Origin of the sequence: Campylobacter novaezeelandiae, from assembly GCF_018968685.1 — a bacterium.
In the GTDB taxonomy this organism is placed as follows: Bacteria; Campylobacterota; Campylobacteria; order Campylobacterales; family Campylobacteraceae; genus Campylobacter_D; species Campylobacter_D novaezeelandiae.
Genome location: NZ_CP076657.1, coordinates 1,487,042 through 1,505,645, shown reverse-complemented (window position 1 = coordinate 1,505,645; position 18,604 = coordinate 1,487,042). Strand labels below are relative to the sequence as shown.

General features: G+C 27.8%; 17 protein-coding genes. 5 read left to right on the top strand and 12 right to left on the bottom strand.

Annotated elements, in window-relative coordinates:
* The first annotated feature begins 107 nt into the window (after positions 1–107).
* Positions 108–584 (top strand): crossover junction endodeoxyribonuclease RuvC, encoded by a 477-nt coding sequence (ruvC, locus tag CNZW441b_RS07620; protein WP_131163220.1) that lies wholly within the window; start codon positions 108–110, stop codon positions 582–584.
* Here ruvC and CNZW441b_RS07615 read toward each other — a convergent pair.
* The 6 genes from CNZW441b_RS07615 to CNZW441b_RS07590 form a co-directional block, all read right to left on the bottom strand.
* Positions 581–1,675: a DNA adenine methylase gene (locus tag CNZW441b_RS07615; RefSeq protein ID WP_131163219.1), complete on the bottom strand. Its 1,095-nt coding sequence runs from the start codon at positions 1,673–1,675 to the stop codon at positions 581–583. The genes ruvC and CNZW441b_RS07615 overlap by 4 nt on opposite strands.
* 1 nt (position 1,676) lies before the next feature.
* Entirely contained in the window at positions 1,677–2,414 is a 738-nt protein-coding gene (locus CNZW441b_RS07610; protein WP_216681400.1) for an EcoRI family type II restriction endonuclease, read from the bottom strand.
* An 11-nt stretch (positions 2,415–2,425) separates the two neighbouring features.
* Positions 2,426–2,944, bottom strand: a complete 519-nt coding sequence (infC, locus tag CNZW441b_RS07605) for a translation initiation factor IF-3 (RefSeq protein ID WP_216681399.1) — start codon at positions 2,942–2,944, stop codon at positions 2,426–2,428.
* Positions 2,941–4,749, bottom strand: coding sequence for a threonine--tRNA ligase (gene thrS, locus CNZW441b_RS07600; RefSeq protein ID WP_131165630.1), 1,809 nt, complete (start codon positions 4,747–4,749; stop codon positions 2,941–2,943). Before thrS ends, infC begins: the two co-directional genes overlap by 4 nt.
* A 100-nt stretch (positions 4,750–4,849) precedes the next feature.
* Complete coding sequence (locus CNZW441b_RS07595; RefSeq protein WP_131163216.1) at positions 4,850–5,647, bottom strand: undecaprenyl-diphosphate phosphatase; 798 nt, start codon at positions 5,645–5,647, stop codon at positions 4,850–4,852.
* 1 nt (position 5,648) lies between these two features.
* On the bottom strand, positions 5,649–7,640 hold the full coding sequence (locus tag CNZW441b_RS07590) for an OPT family oligopeptide transporter (RefSeq protein WP_131163215.1): 1,992 nt from the start codon (positions 7,638–7,640) through the stop codon (positions 5,649–5,651).
* A 252-nt stretch (positions 7,641–7,892) separates the two neighbouring features.
* On the opposite strand from CNZW441b_RS07590, the gene CNZW441b_RS07585 reads away from it, so the two are divergent.
* The gene (locus CNZW441b_RS07585) at positions 7,893–8,066 is read left to right on the top strand and encodes a hypothetical protein (RefSeq protein WP_166683053.1); all 174 of its coding nucleotides are present in this window, start codon (positions 7,893–7,895) and stop codon (positions 8,064–8,066) included.
* A gap of 13 nt (positions 8,067–8,079) precedes the next feature.
* Here CNZW441b_RS07585 and CNZW441b_RS07580 read toward each other — a convergent pair whose 3' ends face one another.
* Positions 8,080–10,449 carry a ribonucleoside-diphosphate reductase subunit alpha gene (locus CNZW441b_RS07580; RefSeq protein WP_131163214.1) on the bottom strand — a complete coding sequence of 790 codons (2,370 nt, stop codon included), beginning with the start codon at positions 10,447–10,449 and terminating at the stop codon, positions 8,080–8,082.
* A gap of 15 nt (positions 10,450–10,464) precedes the next feature.
* Positions 10,465–11,793, bottom strand: coding sequence for an adenylosuccinate lyase (purB, locus tag CNZW441b_RS07575; protein ID WP_131163213.1), 1,329 nt, complete (start codon positions 11,791–11,793; stop codon positions 10,465–10,467).
* Positions 11,794–11,870: 77 nt separating this feature from the next.
* On the opposite strand from purB, the gene CNZW441b_RS07570 reads away from it, so the two are divergent.
* The 3 genes from CNZW441b_RS07570 to CNZW441b_RS07560 all read left to right on the top strand — a co-directional run bounded on the left by CNZW441b_RS07570 (position 11,871) and on the right by CNZW441b_RS07560 (position 14,988).
* Positions 11,871–12,770, top strand: coding sequence for an RluA family pseudouridine synthase (locus CNZW441b_RS07570; RefSeq protein ID WP_131163212.1), 900 nt, complete (start codon positions 11,871–11,873; stop codon positions 12,768–12,770).
* Positions 12,771–13,136: 366 nt separating this feature from the next.
* Entirely contained in the window at positions 13,137–13,847 is a 711-nt protein-coding gene (locus CNZW441b_RS07565; protein WP_131163211.1) for a glycosyltransferase family 9 protein, read from the top strand.
* Between the two features lie 118 nt (positions 13,848–13,965).
* Positions 13,966–14,988: a glycosyltransferase family 9 protein gene (locus tag CNZW441b_RS07560; protein ID WP_216681398.1), complete on the top strand. Its 1,023-nt coding sequence runs from the start codon at positions 13,966–13,968 to the stop codon at positions 14,986–14,988.
* Between the two features lie 137 nt (positions 14,989–15,125).
* Here the strand turns inward: CNZW441b_RS07560 and CNZW441b_RS08185 are convergent, their stop codons facing one another.
* From CNZW441b_RS08185 to rlmN, 4 genes are all read right to left on the bottom strand, one after another.
* On the bottom strand, positions 15,126–15,290 hold the full coding sequence (locus CNZW441b_RS08185) for a hypothetical protein (RefSeq protein ID WP_244985438.1): 165 nt from the start codon (positions 15,288–15,290) through the stop codon (positions 15,126–15,128).
* 140 nt (positions 15,291–15,430) lie between these two features.
* The gene (locus tag CNZW441b_RS08180; RefSeq protein ID WP_243830576.1) at positions 15,431–15,745 is read right to left on the bottom strand and encodes a hypothetical protein; all 315 of its coding nucleotides are present in this window, start codon (positions 15,743–15,745) and stop codon (positions 15,431–15,433) included.
* Between the two features lie 368 nt (positions 15,746–16,113).
* Positions 16,114–17,373 (bottom strand): MFS transporter, encoded by a 1,260-nt coding sequence (locus CNZW441b_RS07550; RefSeq protein WP_131165632.1) that lies wholly within the window; start codon positions 17,371–17,373, stop codon positions 16,114–16,116.
* 145 nt (positions 17,374–17,518) lie between these two features.
* Positions 17,519–18,595, bottom strand: coding sequence for a dual-specificity RNA methyltransferase RlmN (gene rlmN / locus CNZW441b_RS07545; RefSeq protein WP_131165633.1), 1,077 nt, complete (start codon positions 18,593–18,595; stop codon positions 17,519–17,521).
* Positions 18,596–18,604 lie beyond the last annotated feature (9 nt).

The following is an 18,604-nucleotide window of genomic DNA, read 5'->3' as shown; positions in this document are numbered from 1 at the left end:
TGAGCCCTATCTAGTATAAAATTTTTGAATTTTATCTTTAATTTTATAAAAAAAGGTTAAAATTATTCACATCTTTATAAAAGAATTTCACATTTTTAAGGTTTATTTTGAAAATTTTAGGAATTGATCCAGGAACTCGTTTTTGTGGATATGCTATTATAGAAAGTAATAAAAATAAAAATACTCTTATAGAAGCAGGACTGATAAAGATTAAGCCTTCAACGCTTCAATATCAAATTACAGAGCTTTGCGAAGGATTAGATTTGATTTTTAAAAATCATCAATTTGATGAGGTGGCTATAGAAGATATATTTTTTGCTTATAATCCAAAAACAGTTCTAAAACTTGCCCAATTTCGTGGAGCTTTGAGTTTAAAAATCTTACAAATTCATGGTGAATTTAAAGAATATACTCCTTTACAAATTAAAAAAGCGATAACAGGGAAAGCAAAAGCAACAAAAGAACAAGTTGCTTTTATGGTAAAAAGACTTTTAGGAATTTCAAAAGATATTAAACCTTTAGATATTACAGATGCTCTTGCCGTAGCTTTAACACATGGAGCAAATTTAAGAATGAAATATTAGTTTTTAACTAAAATATAAAGTTGTTCATGAACATAAATAGATCGATTTTTAAGATTTCTACTAGCTCTAAAGGTATTGTATTTTTGTTCCAATAAAAAGCATTTTCCAAGATTTTGTAAGCGTTTTAAAAAATTTTCTTTTTTTACAAAGCCTTCACAATTATAAGATAATAAAATAATTTTAGCTTTTAAATTATAAATTAAGTCAAATAAAGCATTTTCAGCATTTTTTTGACTATTATAAATACTACGATTCCAATCTTTTGGAATTCCACTTATATTTGAAATTTCTTTGGGTTCTTTATAGTTTGCAATTAAATTTAGCATAAAATAATTTGAACTATAAGGATGTTGATTATAAGGGGGATCAAGATAAATTACATCTATATTATCAAGTTCTTTTGCAAGTATATTTGCATCTTTTTGTATAACTTTAAATTCACAAAAAAAATTTGAAAAAATAGGCATTTTAAGTTCTATTTCGCCTTTTATACGTTTAAGAGCATTACCGGCTTCTCCTCCAAATTTTCCTATGCCATTTTTTCCTTTGTAAAAACCTTTAAAAACTCCACTTGTATTAGAATGAACACTTGCTTCGTAGATTAAAGGTGCTATAAAAAAATGTCTTAATTCTTCTGGAATTTCATTATCAATTTTTGCTCGCAAGGTATCAAGATACATTGCATTATTAATGGTATAAAAAACTCTCTCATCTTTTTGAATAAAATTTTCATCTTTTGGAGCATAAAGTTTACTAATAAAACCTTTTTGAAGTTCTAAATTTTGAGTTAAATTTTTATGATATTTTTTTATAAGTTCATTTAAATTTTTATTTTTATTGCTAAGATAGCATTTGTTAATAACTCTTGAATAATCTTCTAAATCATTAGCTATAATGAAATTTGAGTGTGCCTTTGCAAAACGACTAACGATACCTGAACCGCTAAAAATATCACAAAAGCTAAATTTATCTTTTTTTAATTCTTTTTTAGCAAAATTAAATCCTTGTTCTAAAAAGCCTAAAAGCGATCTTTTATTGCCAAGATAAGTAATGATTTGTTCTTTTAAAAAGTTAGGGTTTTCAGTAGTCATATTAAAAGATATAATACCTTAAAGATGTTTCAGCAATTTCTTTCATAATTTCAAACATTTCATTTACTTCCCATTTGTTTTCTCTAAAATACATACTAACAGGAGAAAAATAATTATGATCGCTATTGCCATCTGCTTTAAAAATATAAGTTTTATTTAGATAGTAAAATTCATTTAAAACATTTAATTTTGCTAAAACGGATTTTTCACTGCTTGCGAAATCACATCCCCAGCCAAAACATACAAAAGGAGTTATTTTTTCATGATTTAACATGGCTTTAATACCTGTTAAATTTTTTCCTAGTCTTTCTATAGCATTTCCAGTAGCTTGTTTGTCTTTACCTTCTTTTTTTCTAATATCATTGGTTCCTTGTCTTTTAGCTTCTGTAATCAATAGAACTTTTTTATAATTCTCATCATCTTTTTTTCTTAAAAATAATACTCCACCATCTGGTTTTATAGTATTATCTATAAAATTCATATCAAATTGAGCGCGAATTTTTGTTGATTTAATATTATTAATCATAAAAGAAATTTCTATTTTTTTCTCTATTTCAAAATAATATTTACCATCTATAAAATTTGCAACCCCCCCCCCATATCCATTTGATGAAAATCTTTTTTCTAAATATTTTTTAGTTTTTTGCATAGCTAGGTCTATATTCAAATCATCTTTTTTTGAATGTAAATTCTTTGCTTTATGTTGATTTTTATTTTCTATTAAATTTTTTCTTGGCATTTAAAAAACCATTAAGATTTCTTTGGTGTTACAAGCATATTTACATAACGACCTTCAAAATTTGGCTCTTTGTCGCGATTGGCTACATTTTCTACCATAATCCAAATTTTTTCAAGCAGAGCAATACCAGCTTCAGGACTTGACATCTCACGTCCTTTTAAAAATACACGAAATCTTACGTGTTTTCCTTGCGATAAAAACTCAAGAGCATGTTTAACTTTATAATTAATATCATTTTGAGCGATTTTTACTGAAAGTTTAATTTCTTTTATATCAATAATTTTTTGTTTTTTCTTTGCCTCTTTTTGTTTCTTTTCTTGTTGATAACGGAATTTTCCAAAATCCATTATTTTGCAAACAGGTGGATTTGCGTCAGGAGCTATCATTACAAGATCAAGTCCTAAACGATTTGCTATCTCTAAAGCTTCATCACTACTAATTATCCCATAAACTTTTCCATCATCGCCTATACATCTTATTTCATCTGCTCTTATTTCATCATTGAGCAATATTTCTTTTTCTTTACTCAAAAATATACCTCACTTATCTTCTCCTTGATTAAATTAATAAATTCATTTAAGCTTAAATTTTTTTGCTCTTTTGCTCTTCTATCTCTTAGAGCAACGTTTCTTTTTGAGACTTCATCATCTCCTAAAACTAAAATCATTGGTAATTTTTGTTTTTCAGCGATGCGAATTTTTTTACTTAAACTTTCATTTTTTTCATAAATTTCACTATCAATACCTAATTCTAAAAGCATTTTATGAATTTCTTTAGCATAAGCTTTGTGATTGTCTGAAATTGGTATTATGCCTACTGCAGTTGGTGCAATAAAGAATGGGAATTCTCCCCCACAATGTTCGGTTAAAATTCCTATAAATCTTTCAAAAGATCCTAAAATTGCACGATGAAGCATTACGGGTTGTTTTTTCTCATTTTCGTGATTTGTATATTCTAATTTAAAACGATTAGGTAGATTAAAATCTACTTGTATAGTTCCGCATTGCCATTTTCTTTTTAGGGCATCAGTGATTTTAATATCAATTTTTGGACCATAAAATGCTCCACCACCTTCATCAATATTGTATTTTAAATTTTGCTCATCTAAAGCTTCTTTTAAAGCTTTTGTTGCAATTTCCCAAATTTCATCATCACCGATAGCTTTTTCAGGTTTAGTTGAAATTTCCATTTCATAGGAAAAATTAAAGAGCTGCATTAACTTATCAACAAAATTTAAAATTTCAAGTACTTGTTCTTTGATTTGACTTGGCATACAAAAAATATGAGCATCATCTTGAGTGAATTCTCTAACTCTTAATAATCCATGCAAAACACCACTTTTTTCATGACGATGCACAACGCCGTATTCAAAAAATTTTAAAGGTAAATCTCTATAGCTTCTAACTTCACTTTGATAAACTTTAATATGTCCTACACAATTCATAGGTTTTATGCCATATTCTTGTTCATCAATTTGAGTAAAATACATATTTTCTTTGTAATTATCATAATGTCCGCTAATTTTCCAAGCGTCTGCTTTTAAAAGTTCAGGGCCGCGTACAGGCTCATATCCCCTTAAACGGTGAGCTTTATAAAGCATTTGCTCTAATTTACTTCTAAGTCTTGCTCCATTGCTAAGCCAAATAGGCAATCCCCCGCCTATTTCATCATCAAAAGTAAAAAGTTTAAGTTCACTTCCTAATTTTCTATGATCTCTTTTTTTAGCCTCTTCTATAATATGCAAGTATTCTTTTAAACTTTCTTTGTCTGCAAAAGCGGTTCCATAAATGCGTGTTAGCATTTCTTTTTTTTCATCGCCACCTAAGTAAGCTCCTGCAATTCTTGTCAGTTTGAAGAATTTAAGAAATTTAGTATTTGGTAGGTGAGGACCACGACATAGATCTTCAAATTCACCTTGTTTATAAATACTTACAACTTCATTTGGAATTTTTGATAAAACCTCTTGTTTAAGATCATCATCTTTAAATTTAGTCAAAGCTTCGTTTTTTGAAATTTCATACTTTGTAATATCTAGCTTTAAATTTGCTAGTTCTTTCATTTTATCTTCTATTTTTATCAAATCTTCTTCGCTAATCTTATTTTCCACACGAAAATCATAATAAAAACCATCTTCTATTACAGGACCTACGAAAAATTTAGCTTCAGGATATAAATTTTTAATTGCTTGAGCCATTAAATGGGCACAAGAATGACGAATTACTTCTAAACTTTCATGAGAATTATCAAAATATATAGCTTGTAAATCTTTGCAATCTGCACTTTGTGTATCAATAATTTTATCCTGTTTTAAAAAAGCGATGATTTCTTTTTCCATTTACTACCTTTGCTTACTTACTCTGTAAGTTTTGATTAAAAACTTAATTTTAACTTTATAAAGCTTAATATTTTTTAAAATTAAGTTTATTTTTAAAAAATTAGAAATGGCTTTGAGCATCTAAAATTCCAAAATAATATAAATATAAAAATATAAGCCCTAAAAAAATTCTATAAATTCCAAAAGGAATAAAACTAAATTTTGAAATAAATTTTAAAAAAACTTTTATAACAAAAATAGCAACAAAAAATGCTGTTATAAATCCTATAGCTAAAGGAATTAAAGTTTCATTAGTATTAAGAATATAAGGCTCTTTATAAATACTATAAGCTGTGGCTATGATCATAGTAGGAATTGCAAGCAAAAAGCTAAATTCAGCTGCAACTTTACGATTAAACCCTAATAAAAGTCCTCCGATAATACTTGCTCCACTTCTTGAAGTTCCAGGAATCATAGCTAAAGATTGAAAAAGTCCAATGCAAAAGGCTTGTTTGAAAGATATTTCATCTAAAGAATTAATTTGATAATTTTTATTTTTATGTAATCTTTCTATAATAATAAATACTATACCTCCAAATATCAGCATTATTACAACTACATACCCATTAAATAAAAGATCTAAATGTTTGGCAAGAAAAAAACCAATAGCTCCAGTAGGAAAAAATCCTATGGCAAGCTTAGACCATAATTTAATATTTTGAAAAAGTTTATTCCAAAATACAAATAAAACAGCAAGGATAGAACCAAGTTGAATTATAATTAAGAAACTTCTTAAAAATTCACTTTGTTCTATTCCTAAAATAGTTGTCCCTAAAATCATATGTCCTGTTGAAGATATAGGTAAAAATTCAGTTAAACCTTCTATAACTCCAAGTATTAAAGCGTGAAAATTTTCCATCTTAGTCTTTTTTTACTATGCGTTTTACAAAATACAACATAACAGCTATAAAAACAATTGATGCTAAAATTCCATTATCTGTAAAACCTAAATTCAAAGCTAAAGGATTCTCGCTTCCTTGATTGCTTACAGAAAAAACGGTAATGCCTGCTATGATAACTCCAAAAATACTTTCTCCAACTATAAGTCCTGAAGCAAACAAAATACCTTTTTGCTCACATTTTGCAATTTTTTCTTCTTTATGAGAATTGTGTGCATATTTCTTTTTAAGATATTTCATTACATAATAATTTAAAATCCCCCCTACTATAAGAGGTATAATTGCTTCTGGGGGTAAATAAATACCTATACCTACGGCTAAAGGAGGTAAAGATTTTTGATATTTTTTTAAAATTTTATCAATAATTATAATAGCAATTCCAATTAAAGCTCCAAATATAATGTAATTCCATGCTATATTGTGATTAAAAATTCCTTGGGCTATTGTGCTCATCAAATTAGCTTGAGGGGCAGCTAAAGCAGCTGAAATATCCATGTCAGGTCTTGGCATAGCACCTTTAAATCCATAAGCTTGGTATAATAAATTTAATACAGGAACTATAGCTAAAGCTCCAAATATACAACCTATAAGTAAAGAAACTTGTTGTTTCCAAGGAGTAGCTCCAACTAAATGACCGGTTTTTAAATCTTGTAAATTATCATTTGATATAGCAGCTGTTGCTAAAATTGCACTAGTTGTAAAAATCGCTAAAGCAATAGCAAATTTAGACAAGGATTCATCAGCAAAAATTTTCTCTTGCGATCCTAAAAATAGGATAACTAAAGAAGAAACAATTATACCTATAAGTCCAATTCCTGAAATAGGGCTAGATGAAGATCCTACGAGTCCTGCCATATATCCACAAGCTGCTGCAACAAAAAAACCGATAAAAATTGCAATTAAAGTTCCAGATACAGCAAAAATAATGTGATTTGAAAGACTTAAATTTGCATCGGTTACAAAATTATAAAAAGCAATAAAAAGTCCTATGGACATAAGGATAAATAAAAGAAAAATACTTTTTAAAGAAAGGTCTGTATCTTTAGGATCAAGATTTTGTTTATCAGAAATTTTTGTATTTTTAATGATTTCTTTCAATCCTTTTATAACAGGGTCTAAAAGCTCTATTAATGTCCAAAGTGCAGCTATTGCTATGGCACCTGTTCCTATAAGTCTTACTTTTGCTGACCAAACGCTTGTAGCTAATTCTGTTGCATTTTTAGTACTATCAAAATCTAAATTTGAAAGATAAGGAGTAAAAACTCCCCAAGCTAAAAACATTCCTAAAAAAAGTGCCAAAGCTCCTGCTAGTCCTACAAGATATCCAGCTCCTAAAAGTGCTAAAGAATAACCAGTAGAAAAACCAAAAGCCATTTTATTCCATATAAATGAAAAATTACTTTCAGTAGCTAATATTTTAAAACCGCTACTTAGTAGACTAATAAAAGCTGCAATGAAAGATCCAGAAATTATTTCTTTGATACCATTTTTACTTTTTTTATTGCTTTGATCTTGGTTAACTACTTTTAAAATTTCAGCTGCTGCTCTTCCTTCAGGGTATACAAGTTTACTTTTGGTTACCATAGCTCTTCTTAGGGGTATAGTAAATAAAACTCCTAAACCTCCTCCGCAAAGACAAATTAAAAAGGTTTGCCAAAGTGGAAATTCGGTCCAATAACCACACATAAAAAGTCCTGGTATGACAAATATAACAGAAGATAAAGTTCCAGCTGCTGAAGCTTGGGTTTGAACCATATTATTTTCTAAAATATTTGAATTTCTAAAAAAGCTTAATACTGCCATAGATATTACTACAGCAGGAATTGAGGATGAAAAAGTAAGTCCTACTTTAAGACCTAAATAAACATTCGAAGCTGTAAAAATAATGGTTAAAATACTCCCTAAAAGCATTCCTCTAAAAGTTAGTTCTGTAAGTGAGTTATTTTTATACATTTCTTATCTCATTATTTAATTGTATAGGCTTTATCATTATTTATCCTTTATTAGTTTTAAAAATAATAAAGATACAAAAAAAAAGCTTAGATCTTTTTAAAATGTATGTTAACTCTTGAATAAATGGCAAATAAATCAAATACTAATATGTTTCATTTAGTAACTACTATAAAAGTTTAAATAATTAAAACTATACAAATTACAAAAATTAATTTTATAATTGAGTAACATCATACAAAAAGGAGTATCAAAATGAAATTTTTAGTTTCTTTTTTAATTTTATCAAGTATTTTTGTATTTAGTGCTTTTGCCGATCAAAACATGGAGGATGTTAAAGGAAAAATTAGAATAAGTTGTAATTATCCTACACAAGATATTAACGATGCTATGCAAGATTTTAATACAACTTGTCCATCAGAACAATAATGGCTTTTTGCCATTATTGGCAACCCTCGCATTCTATGCTTCTATCTGCAACATTAACTTTTTCGCTATCAGGGCTTTCGCTTCTTAGATAATAGGTTGATTTAATTCCTAGTTCCCATGCTAGTTGATAAATTTCGTTAAGATATCCACCGCTTGCCTTATCAAGTGATAAGAATATATTAAGACTTTGTCCTTGATCTATCCATTTTCCACGTATAGCAGCAGCCTTAACTAGAATTTTTTGATCAAGTTCATAAGCAGGAGTATAGTATTGCCAAGTTTCTAAATTTAAATTTGGAACAACTACAGGTATCATTCCGCTTAAATTTTGTTCAAACCATTTTCTCTTATACACAGGTTCTATAGTTTGTGTTGTTCCTACTAAAATAGAAATTGAGGAGGTGGGTGCAATAGCCATTAAATACCCATTTCGCATACCATCTTTTTTAACTTTTTCTCTTAATTTATCCCAATCACATACGCTTTGATCAAATAATCCTTCTTTTAGTGTTAAGGCTTTGGCTTTAGGGCTTGCTAGATCTATTGGAAAAATTCCTTTACTCCAGTTTGATCCTTCAAATTCTGAATAAGTTCCTTTTTCTATAGCTAAATTTGAACTTGTATTTATTGCTTCATAGCTAATTTGTTCCATTATTTCATCGATTTTGTTAAAATGTTCATCACTTCCCCAATAAATTTTGGCTTCTGCAAGCATTTGAGCTTCTCCCATTACGCCAAGTCCTATAGCACGAGATTTTAAATTCGTATCTTTTACTTTTCTATGTGGATAAAAATTAAGATCGATCACATTATCAAGCATTCTTATAGCAGTTGGAACAACTCGTTTTATATCTTCTTGAGTATAAACTTTACTTAAATTTATACTTGCTAGATTGCAAACTGCTGTTTTTCCATCATTTTTAAATTTTTCAACTATATAAACTTTATTGCCGTCTATGCTATCTAAAGTGCTTATTTTTTTAGCTGGTTTTTGATAGTTTCCATTAACAGTGATTATTTCTTCTTCATGGAAGTATTTTTCTTCGCCATTTTCAAAGACAACCTTGATTTGATAATAGTTTGGTTCAGTGTTTTGAAAGATTTCTGTGCATAAATTTGAACTTCTAATAATGCCTGAATGAGCATTTGGATTAGCTTTGTTAGCATTATCTTTAAAACATAAAAAGGGCATACCAGTTTCAAAATAATTAAGTAATATTTTTTTCCAAAGTTCTTTTGCTTCTATGATTTCTTTGACAATGTTTTCATCTTTTTCATATTCTTCATATCTTTTTTCAAATTCTTCTCCATATAAATCACACAAATCAGCAGTATCAGCAGGATCAAAGAGGGTCCATTTATCATTAGCTCTAACTCTTTTCATAAAAAGATCATTAATCCACAATGCAGGAAAGAGTTCGTGAGCTCTTCTTCTTTCTTCTCCTGAATTTTTACGTAAATCAATAAAATCGCTTATATCCATATGCCAAGGTTCTATATAAACAGCAATAGCACCTTTTCTAGTTCCTAGTTGATCAACTGCAACTGCTATATCGTTAGTAATCTTTAAAAAAGGTATAATACCTCCTGCTGCATTTTTATGACCATCAATGCTTCCACCCATAGCACGAACTTTAGACCAATCCCAGCCTATACCACCTCCGAATTTAGAAAGCAAAGCCATTTCTTGATAGCTATCAAAAATACCTTCTATATTATCAGGTGTGCTTCCTATATAACAAGAGCTTAATTGATGGCGTGTAGTTCTAGCATTAGATAGTGTTGGAGTGGCTAACATTACTTCAAATTTAGAGATGAGGTCATAGAATTTTTTTGCCCATTCTGTAGGATTAAACTCATTTTGAGCCAAAAACATTGCAATAGCCATAAACATTTGTTGAGGTAGTTCTATAGGCATACCTTTGCTATCTTTTATCAAATATCTATCGTATAAAGTTTTAATACCAAGATAGGTAAATTGCATATCCCTTTCAGGTTTTATATAAGCGTTTAGATCATCAAGATCATATTTTTCTTTAAGGCCTAGTAGGATTCTTCCTTCTTTTTCTCCTTTTTCAAGATATTCTCTTAGATGATTGTAACGGTTCATACCATTTACTTTTTTGTAAAGATCAAATAAAAAAAGTCTAGCCGCAACAAAAGTCCAATTAGGACAATCAATATCTATCTTATCCACTGCTGTTTTAATTAAAGTTTTTTGTATCTCTTCTGTGGTTATTCCATCTCTAAATTGAATTTTTGCATCAAGCTCTAATTCGCTTAGATTTACTCCCTCTAAATTTTTAACAGCATCAGAAGTGCATTTTTTGATTTTTGAAATATCTAATTCTTCAGTACGTCCATTTCTTTTAATAACTTTCATAATTAACCTTTAGAATTATTTAAATGTTCTTGCAAAAATTGCATCAATATTTTTTGTGTAATAAGAATAATCAAAACATTTTCTAACATCTTCTTCTTTAAGTTTTGATCTTAAATCCTCATCATTTAAAAGAGCAATTAAAAATAAACTTTCATTTTTTTCATTTAGGGCAGATTTTCCATCTTGTAAATCATTCCAAACTTTCATAGCATTTCTTTGAACGATTTTATAAGCTTCTTCACGACTTAAACCTTTAAGTGGAAGCTCTAAAAGAACTCTTCCTGAAAAAACTAATCCACCTGTAAGATTTAAATTTTTCATCATATTTTTAGGGTAGACTAAAAGATTATCAATCAAATTTTTTAGTCTATTTAGCATAAAATCAGCAGTAATAAAAGCATCAGGTAGGATAAATCTTTCTACACTTGAATGGCTTATATCTCTTTCATGCCAAAGAGCAACATTTTCTAAAGCTGGTGTTACAAAGGATCTTAAAATTCTACAAAGTCCTGTTATATTTTCACTTAAAACAGGATTTCTTTTATGTGGCATTGCTGAGCTTCCTTTTTGCCCTTGTGAAAAATATTCTTCAGCTTCATAAACTTCTGTTCTTTGAAAATGTCTAATTGCTACAGCAATTTGTTCGCAACTTGAAGCTAATATAGCTATGGCAGAAATTACTTGTGCGTAACGATCTCTTTGAATGATTTGATTTGATACAGGAGCTGGTTTTAAATTTAAAATTTTACAAACTTCTTCTTCAAATTCTAAAGGAGCATGAGCAAAATTCCCCATGGCCCCACTGATTTTTCCATAGCTAATTACCTCTTTTGCATGAAGTAAAAGTTCTTTTGCATTTTTTATTTCATCATACCAAATTGCCATTACCAAACCAAAAGTGATAGGTTCACCATGAATTCCATGACTTCTTCCTACCATTAAGGTATTTTTGTGTTCTAAGGCACGTTTTTTAATTACATCTAAAAGTTGTTCTATATCTTCTAAAATTAATTCTAAACTTTCTTTTATTTGTAAGGCTACAGCAGTATCAATACAATCAGAACTTGTCATTGCATAATGCAAAAAACGACCTTCTTCTCCTAAATTTTCACTAACATTTGTAAGAAAAGCTATGACATCGTGTTTGGTAGTCTTTTCAATTTCGTCAATTCTATTGATGTCAAATTTGGCATTTTCTAAAATTTTTTTACAATCTGCATCATTTATAATTCCAAGCTTATTCCAAGCTTTAACTGCGGCTAATTCTACTTTAAGCCAAGCATCATATTTGGCTTTTAAGTCCCATTTTTTAGCCATTATTTCCCTGCTATATCTTTGAACCATTTTAAACCTTTTTTGGTTATAATTTTTTTAATGAGAAAATGTAATTCTATCTCAAAAAATTTACAAAAAGGTTAAAGTTGCCTTATACGAAAATTAAGCTATCAAATAATGGAAAAAAGGCGTTTCAAGTCCTTATGGAAAACTTAAAAATTTCTATAAATGAGGCTCAAAAACTTATAGATAAAAAAAGACTTTTTTGTGATGGAAATTTAGTTACACAAAAAAATCAAATTTTAAAAGGCATTATAGAATTGATTGTTTATGAAAACAATCCAAAAGGAGTTGAAATTGTCTTTGAAAATGAAGATTTTTCTGTGATTGAAAAGCCAAGTGGAGTATTATCTCATCCCAATGGAAGAAATTGTGAATATAGTCTTTGTGATGAAATTTGGCATATTTGGGGAAAAGAGGCTTGTGTGGCTCACAGGCTTGATAAAGAAACAAGCGGACTTATACTTGTAGCAAAACATAAAAATTCTCAAATTGATTTTAAAACTATGTTTGAAAAAAAAGAAATTCAAAAAGAATATTTGGCTTTAGTCCAAGGAAAGATAAATGAGAATTTTAGTGTAAATGTAAGAATGGATTTAGTTAAAGATTATGACGATATAAAAACAAGAATGTGTATTTGTGAAAAAGGAAAAAATTCTTTCACTGAATTTGAAATTTTAGAATTTTATCCAGAATTTAATGCCACACTTTTGCTTTGTAAGCCTTTTACGGGAAGACAGCATCAAATAAGACTTCATTTGTTTCATGTGAAACATAAAATTTTAGGAGATCCTTTATATGGCTTAAATAAAGAGCAAATTGAAAGAATTTTAGATAAAAAAATGGAAGAAAAAGAAAGGATAGAATTTTGTGGAGCAAAGCGTTTGCTTTTACATTCTTATCGTTTGAAATTCAAATACAAAAATAAATTTTTTGATATAATCTCCAAAAAAAATATAAAAAAAGAATTCTTAAATTTCTTATGATTAAAACTCATAAGAAATTATATTTTAATAATTAAGGAGTTAAAATGAAAAATAAACTAACAACGGGGGGGGGTAATAGGATTTTTTTGTCCTTATGGCATAGGAGATAGTTTAATTTCTTTAAAAGCTTTATATGCAATAAAACATATTTATAGGGCAGAAATAGTTTTTTTTGGAAAAAGTAATTTAAAAGATTTAATATCTTGTTTTGATTTTATTGATAAATTTGAAGAAATTCCTTCATTAACTTCTAGTGAAAATCCTATCATAAAAGAGAAAATTAATAAGTATAATTTAGATTTTATTATTTCTTTTCATGCTAAAACTTTTGTACTTAAATTTTTGATAAATACTAATGCTAAAAAAGTGATTACTAGAAATCGTCCTATTTCTATTTTTTCTTTAAAATGCAAATGTGTCTTTGTTTCTTTTATTAAAAGATTTTATAAAAATAGAAACGATGAATTTAAAATGCTTTATTATGCAAGAAAAATAAATCCTAAATTATTTGATAAAGAAATTAAAAATTTAAATTTTGATATAAAAATTAAAACAAATATTTATAATAAAAATATCATAAATAATTTTTTAGATCAAAATAATATAAAAGATAAAAATTTAATACTTCTTAACCCTTTTTCTATTTCAGCTTTTTATACTTTAAAATTGGTAGATTATTTAAGGCTTTGTCAAGAAATTGTTTCTAAATTTAGTGATGTTTGCATAATTATACCAAGTTATGAGACTGTGCATAAAGATTTTATACAAGAATTTAATATGTTTTTTAAACAAAAACCACAAAAAATTTATATTTTTAAAAACGATGACAATATTTTAAATATTTGCGAGCTTATCAAAAGAACAAAATGTGTTATATCTCCTAGTACAGGGGTGATTCATCTTGCTTCAAATTTGGAAAAATCAAGCATAGGTTTATTTAGTGAAAAAGATATAATTTTTTGGGAAACTTTTAACAAGGATTATGTTTTGCTAAATAAAACTAAAGAAGAATTGAGTACATATGATATTTTAGAGATTATAAACGAAATATTTTTAAAATTAAAAAGATATTTATAAGTCTTAGATTTAAAATAATAATAAATTAAATTTCTAAGGTTTTGAAATTTAATTCTATTGCGATTTTATAGGTTTTAAGCTAAAATTTTTAGCTTGAGTTATCTTAAAAGGAGTGATAATGAAAAAGATTGAAACGGGGGGGGTATCACTTAAAATAGGCTATTATTGTCCTGATGCCTTAGGTGATATGATAGCAAGTTTAGATATGCTTTATGCATTAAAATATATCTATAACGCAAAAATTATTGTTTTTGCAAGAAATAACACTTTGTCTCTTTTAAAGAGTTTGGGATTTATTGATTATATTGAAATTTTAGAAAATTCTATAAAACAAGAAAATTTAGAAAAAATTAATCAATATAGTTTAGATTATATTATTTCATATAAGGCAAATACTTTTTTAATTGATCTTTTTATTAAAAGTAATGCTAAAAAAGTTATCACAAGACTCAAAATCAGAAGCTTTTTTTCTATAAAATGCAAAACACTTTGGATAAAACTTCTTAAACGTCTTTATAATAAAAAAACAGAAAGAGATAGGTTGCTTTTTTATGCTAGAAAAATAAATGCTAGAATTTTTGATAAAAAGATTAAAAATTTAGAATTTAAAACACAGATAAAAACCAATGTAACACATAAAAATTTAATTAAGAATTTTTTAAATCAAAATGAAATTAAACGTTTTATAGTGCTTAATCCTTTTAGCATTACTTCAAATACTACTTTAGATACTATTTCTTTTTTAAAATTAGCAAAAAACATTAGACAAATTTATCAAGATGTTAGTATTGTTATACCTACTTACGATTTGGTGCATGATCATTTTATAAATGAGCTTTATGGATATGATAAAAATTTATCTAAAGAAATTGTAATTTTCAAAAATAATGATGATATTTTAAATTTAGCAGAGCTTATTTTAAAATCAATTTGTGTAATAAGCCCTAGTACAGGCACTACTCATCTTGCCACAAATTTGAAGGTTTTTAGTATCGCACTTTACCCATTAGGAGATGAAGTGCTTTGGCCAACATATAATAAAGATTATATTTTTATTAAAAATGCCAAAGATAATTTAAGTGAAGATGAAAAGCAAGAAATTATTATAAATATCATTAAAAAATTAGAAAAATATCTTTAATCTTTTTCTAATTTTAGAATCTTTTTGGTTTGTATAGCTATAGGGATATTTTTAATAGGTTTGGTATAATCGTGACAATAATCACAAGCTTTAAAAAAATCTTGCACATAAAAGTCCAAATATCTTTTTTTATCATCTTATAGGTTGATAAAATCCCCACTGAATTCTTCTAAACCTTTAAGTCTTGATAAAGAACTGGCTACAGGACATACAAAGATTGCTCCTTTGGGAGCTAATAAATGTTTATCCCCCCCCCCATTGCTAATGCCTTGTGCACTCATAAGAGAAACACAAGGCATCATACAAGCATAATAGTTTTTTATGATATCTTCTTTTGTTCTATTTCTTTTATAAATTTTTTCTATGTCATACCAAGTATCAGTTGTATTAAAAGAATAAGCAATTTTATTTTCTTTAAGTTTTTTAAAAATACTTTCTTGTTTTAGTGGGATTTTAAATTTGGAGATTTTTTATAATCAGATATACTAATTTTTCTTAATTTTTTAGAGTTTTTAAGTTCTTTTACCAACTCATCGCTAAAATCTATGGTTGCATTGGTTAGTATATCAAAGGTAAAGATTTTTTTAGAATTTTCTATATAATTTATAAGTTGTGGAAGTTCTTTAAAAAGCAAAGGTTCTCCACCTATAATCCTAAGCCTTTGTATGCTATCTACTTTTTCAAATAAGGTTTCTAGGCTTGTTTTTAAACCTTCAAGCGTTGAGGTGTATTGATTGTTAGGTGAGAAGTATTGCATTAAATTATTGCAAGATTCGCAACGCATGGTGCATTTTGTAGTTAATACAAGCTCAAGGTAGGGTATATCGACCTTTCCTTGTAAAACTCTTTTTGTAAAATAAGATTTTAAAAAGAATTTTTTAGAAAAGTAGCATATAGTACTTTGTAAATTCTAGAGAATCCTCTTTTTCCATTTAGATAAGAAAAATGCCATTTAATATTTGGATAATATATCTTTTGATAAATAAATCATTATTTAAATATTTTTCATAGTATAAATCTTGCATTAATATCCTTAAAAAATTTTTAGTCTTAGCAGGGTAAAGTTTTTTAAAATTTTTTATAAGAATTATATTATAAAACTTATTTAAAAATTTGTATAAATTTTTATTTTTTTTGTCTGAAAAATAAAAATAAAATGGTTACAAAATAAATCACAATAGCCCATACCAAAAATGCTTCAATAAGTCCTATTTGCCTTACTATCGGTTGAGAGATTATAGGGCTTAAAAATTGTCCTAAAAATATAAAGCTTGCTAAAATTCCATAAGCTCTAGCTCTAGCATTTGCAGGACAAATAGAAAATAGATAAGCAGTATTATTAACAAGCATAATTCCTCCGCCCGTTCCAAGCAAGGCTAAAGCAAATATTACAGCACTAAAAGAGTGAATAAAATATAAAAGCATAAAAGAACTACCTACAATAAATAGAGTTAAAATATAAATTTGTTTTATGCTTATAAATTTCATTAAATACTTATAGCTTAGAGAAAATACCCCATAAAAAAGAGCAGAAACTGACATAGAAATTCCTATATATTTTGGATCAAGTCCTAGATGATCTTCTATATAGTAAGGAAGTTGAGTTGGTGATATGTAATAAATTACCATGATAAAAAATCCTATAAAATATATAGGAAAAAATTGCCAATAATTTGTTTTTGTTTCTATTTTAGTGTGATTATAAAATTTAAATTTCTTAGGTTCAAAAAGATATATATAAGCTAAAATTGTGATTAAAATTCCAAGTCCATATACCAAAAAAGGATAACGCCAAGAATAGCTAGAAACATAACCTGCAATAGAAATAAAAATAGCCCCTCCAACGGCACAGAAAAAACCTTGCCAAGAAAGAGCATTTTCACGGCGATTAAATCCACCTCTACTATAATAATCTCCAAGTAAAGCTGAAGCCCCTGTCATAATAAAAGCTGTTGCGATTCCAAATACAGCTCTTGAAACAAGAATGGCATAAATATCATTTAAAAAAAATCCAGCTACACCCGAAATTGTCCAAACTACCATAGCGGGAAAAACAAATTTTAGTTTGCCGAATTTATCCATAAACATTCCTGCAATCGGAGATAGTATTACTACAAAAATAGCTGGTATTGTTAAAATAAGACGTGTTAAAATATCAAGATGATTAAGTGTAAATTCTATCAAGATCCCATTTTGGTTTTGTAAAAGTTTGTCAAAATGTCTATTAATGGCAGGAAGAGCCGAAGAAATAACAACGCTTCCTAGCATTGTCATAGCAGCCATTGAAAATACTGCGATCTTAAAACCAGTTTTTTCTGTAATTTCAACCATTTTTTTATCAAATTTAGTATCATTAGGGTGAAATATATGCTGTTTTTTTGCCATAATAAACCTTTTTTATTTATTATACTGCAAAAAATTGATTTTGTTAAAAATTAAAAACTAATTTTTATTATCTTTTGTAATTACCCAAGCCATACCACAAAAGCCTATGATAACAACTAAGAATATAAAAATAAGTTCTATAATATCAAGCCAACTCATTTTTCTTTCTTTCTTTTAATTGCCCACAAGCCGCTGAAATATCAAGACCTTTACTTTCCCTTATCGTGCAAGTTATACCCTTTGAACTTATATAATCTTGAAATTTAATAGCATTTTCTAAATTTGGACGCTTATAAAAACTCCCTTCGTGTGGATTAAAAAGTATTAAATTTACTTTAGCTTTTATACCATTTAGAAGTTTGACAAGTTCTTTTGCGTGATCTATTTTATCATTGATGTTATCAATTAGTAGATATTCAAACATAACTCTTTTTCTTTGATCTATAGGAAATTCTCGCACCGCTTGCATAATAGAAGCTATATTATAAGCTTTATTTATAGGCATTAGCTCATTGCGTAAAGTATCATTTACAGCATGTAAAGATATAGCAAGTAATACTCCTAAATTCATTTCTCCTAGTTTTTTGATTTGATTTGCTAAGCCACTTGTGCTTACAGTTTGACGTCTAGGACTTATGCATAATCCATCATTGTGAGACAGTATTTTAATAGCTTTTGATACATTATTAAGATTATCAAGAGGTTCTCCCATTCCCATATAAACTATATTAACGCGTCTTTCATAAGGAATTTGATTATCTTTTTTGATGCAAAGAATTTGGGCTACTATTTCTCCAGCACTTAAATTTCTTTTTAATCCACCTTTTGCTGTCAAACAAAAACTACAACCACTTTTACAACCTACTTGAGAAGAGACACAGATAGTATATTTAGCATGAGCGATTTTTATACCTTTTTCATCAAATTTCTCTTCTTTCATTGGTAGGAGCACACTTTCTATTCTCAATCCATCTTTGAGTTCGAAAAGATATTTGATGCTACCATCTTTGCTTTGTTCTTTATAGATGATTTTAAGAGGGTTAAAATGATAATTTTCATTTAGTTTTTCTCGTAAATTTTTTGGCAAAGAGGTCATTTCTAGAAAATTATCGGCATATTTTTGATATATCCATTGATAAATTTGTTTCACGCGAAACATTGGATTGATATATTCTTCCAATTCTTCGGGTAAAAAATCTAAAATATTTACAGTTTCTTTCAAAATTTATTC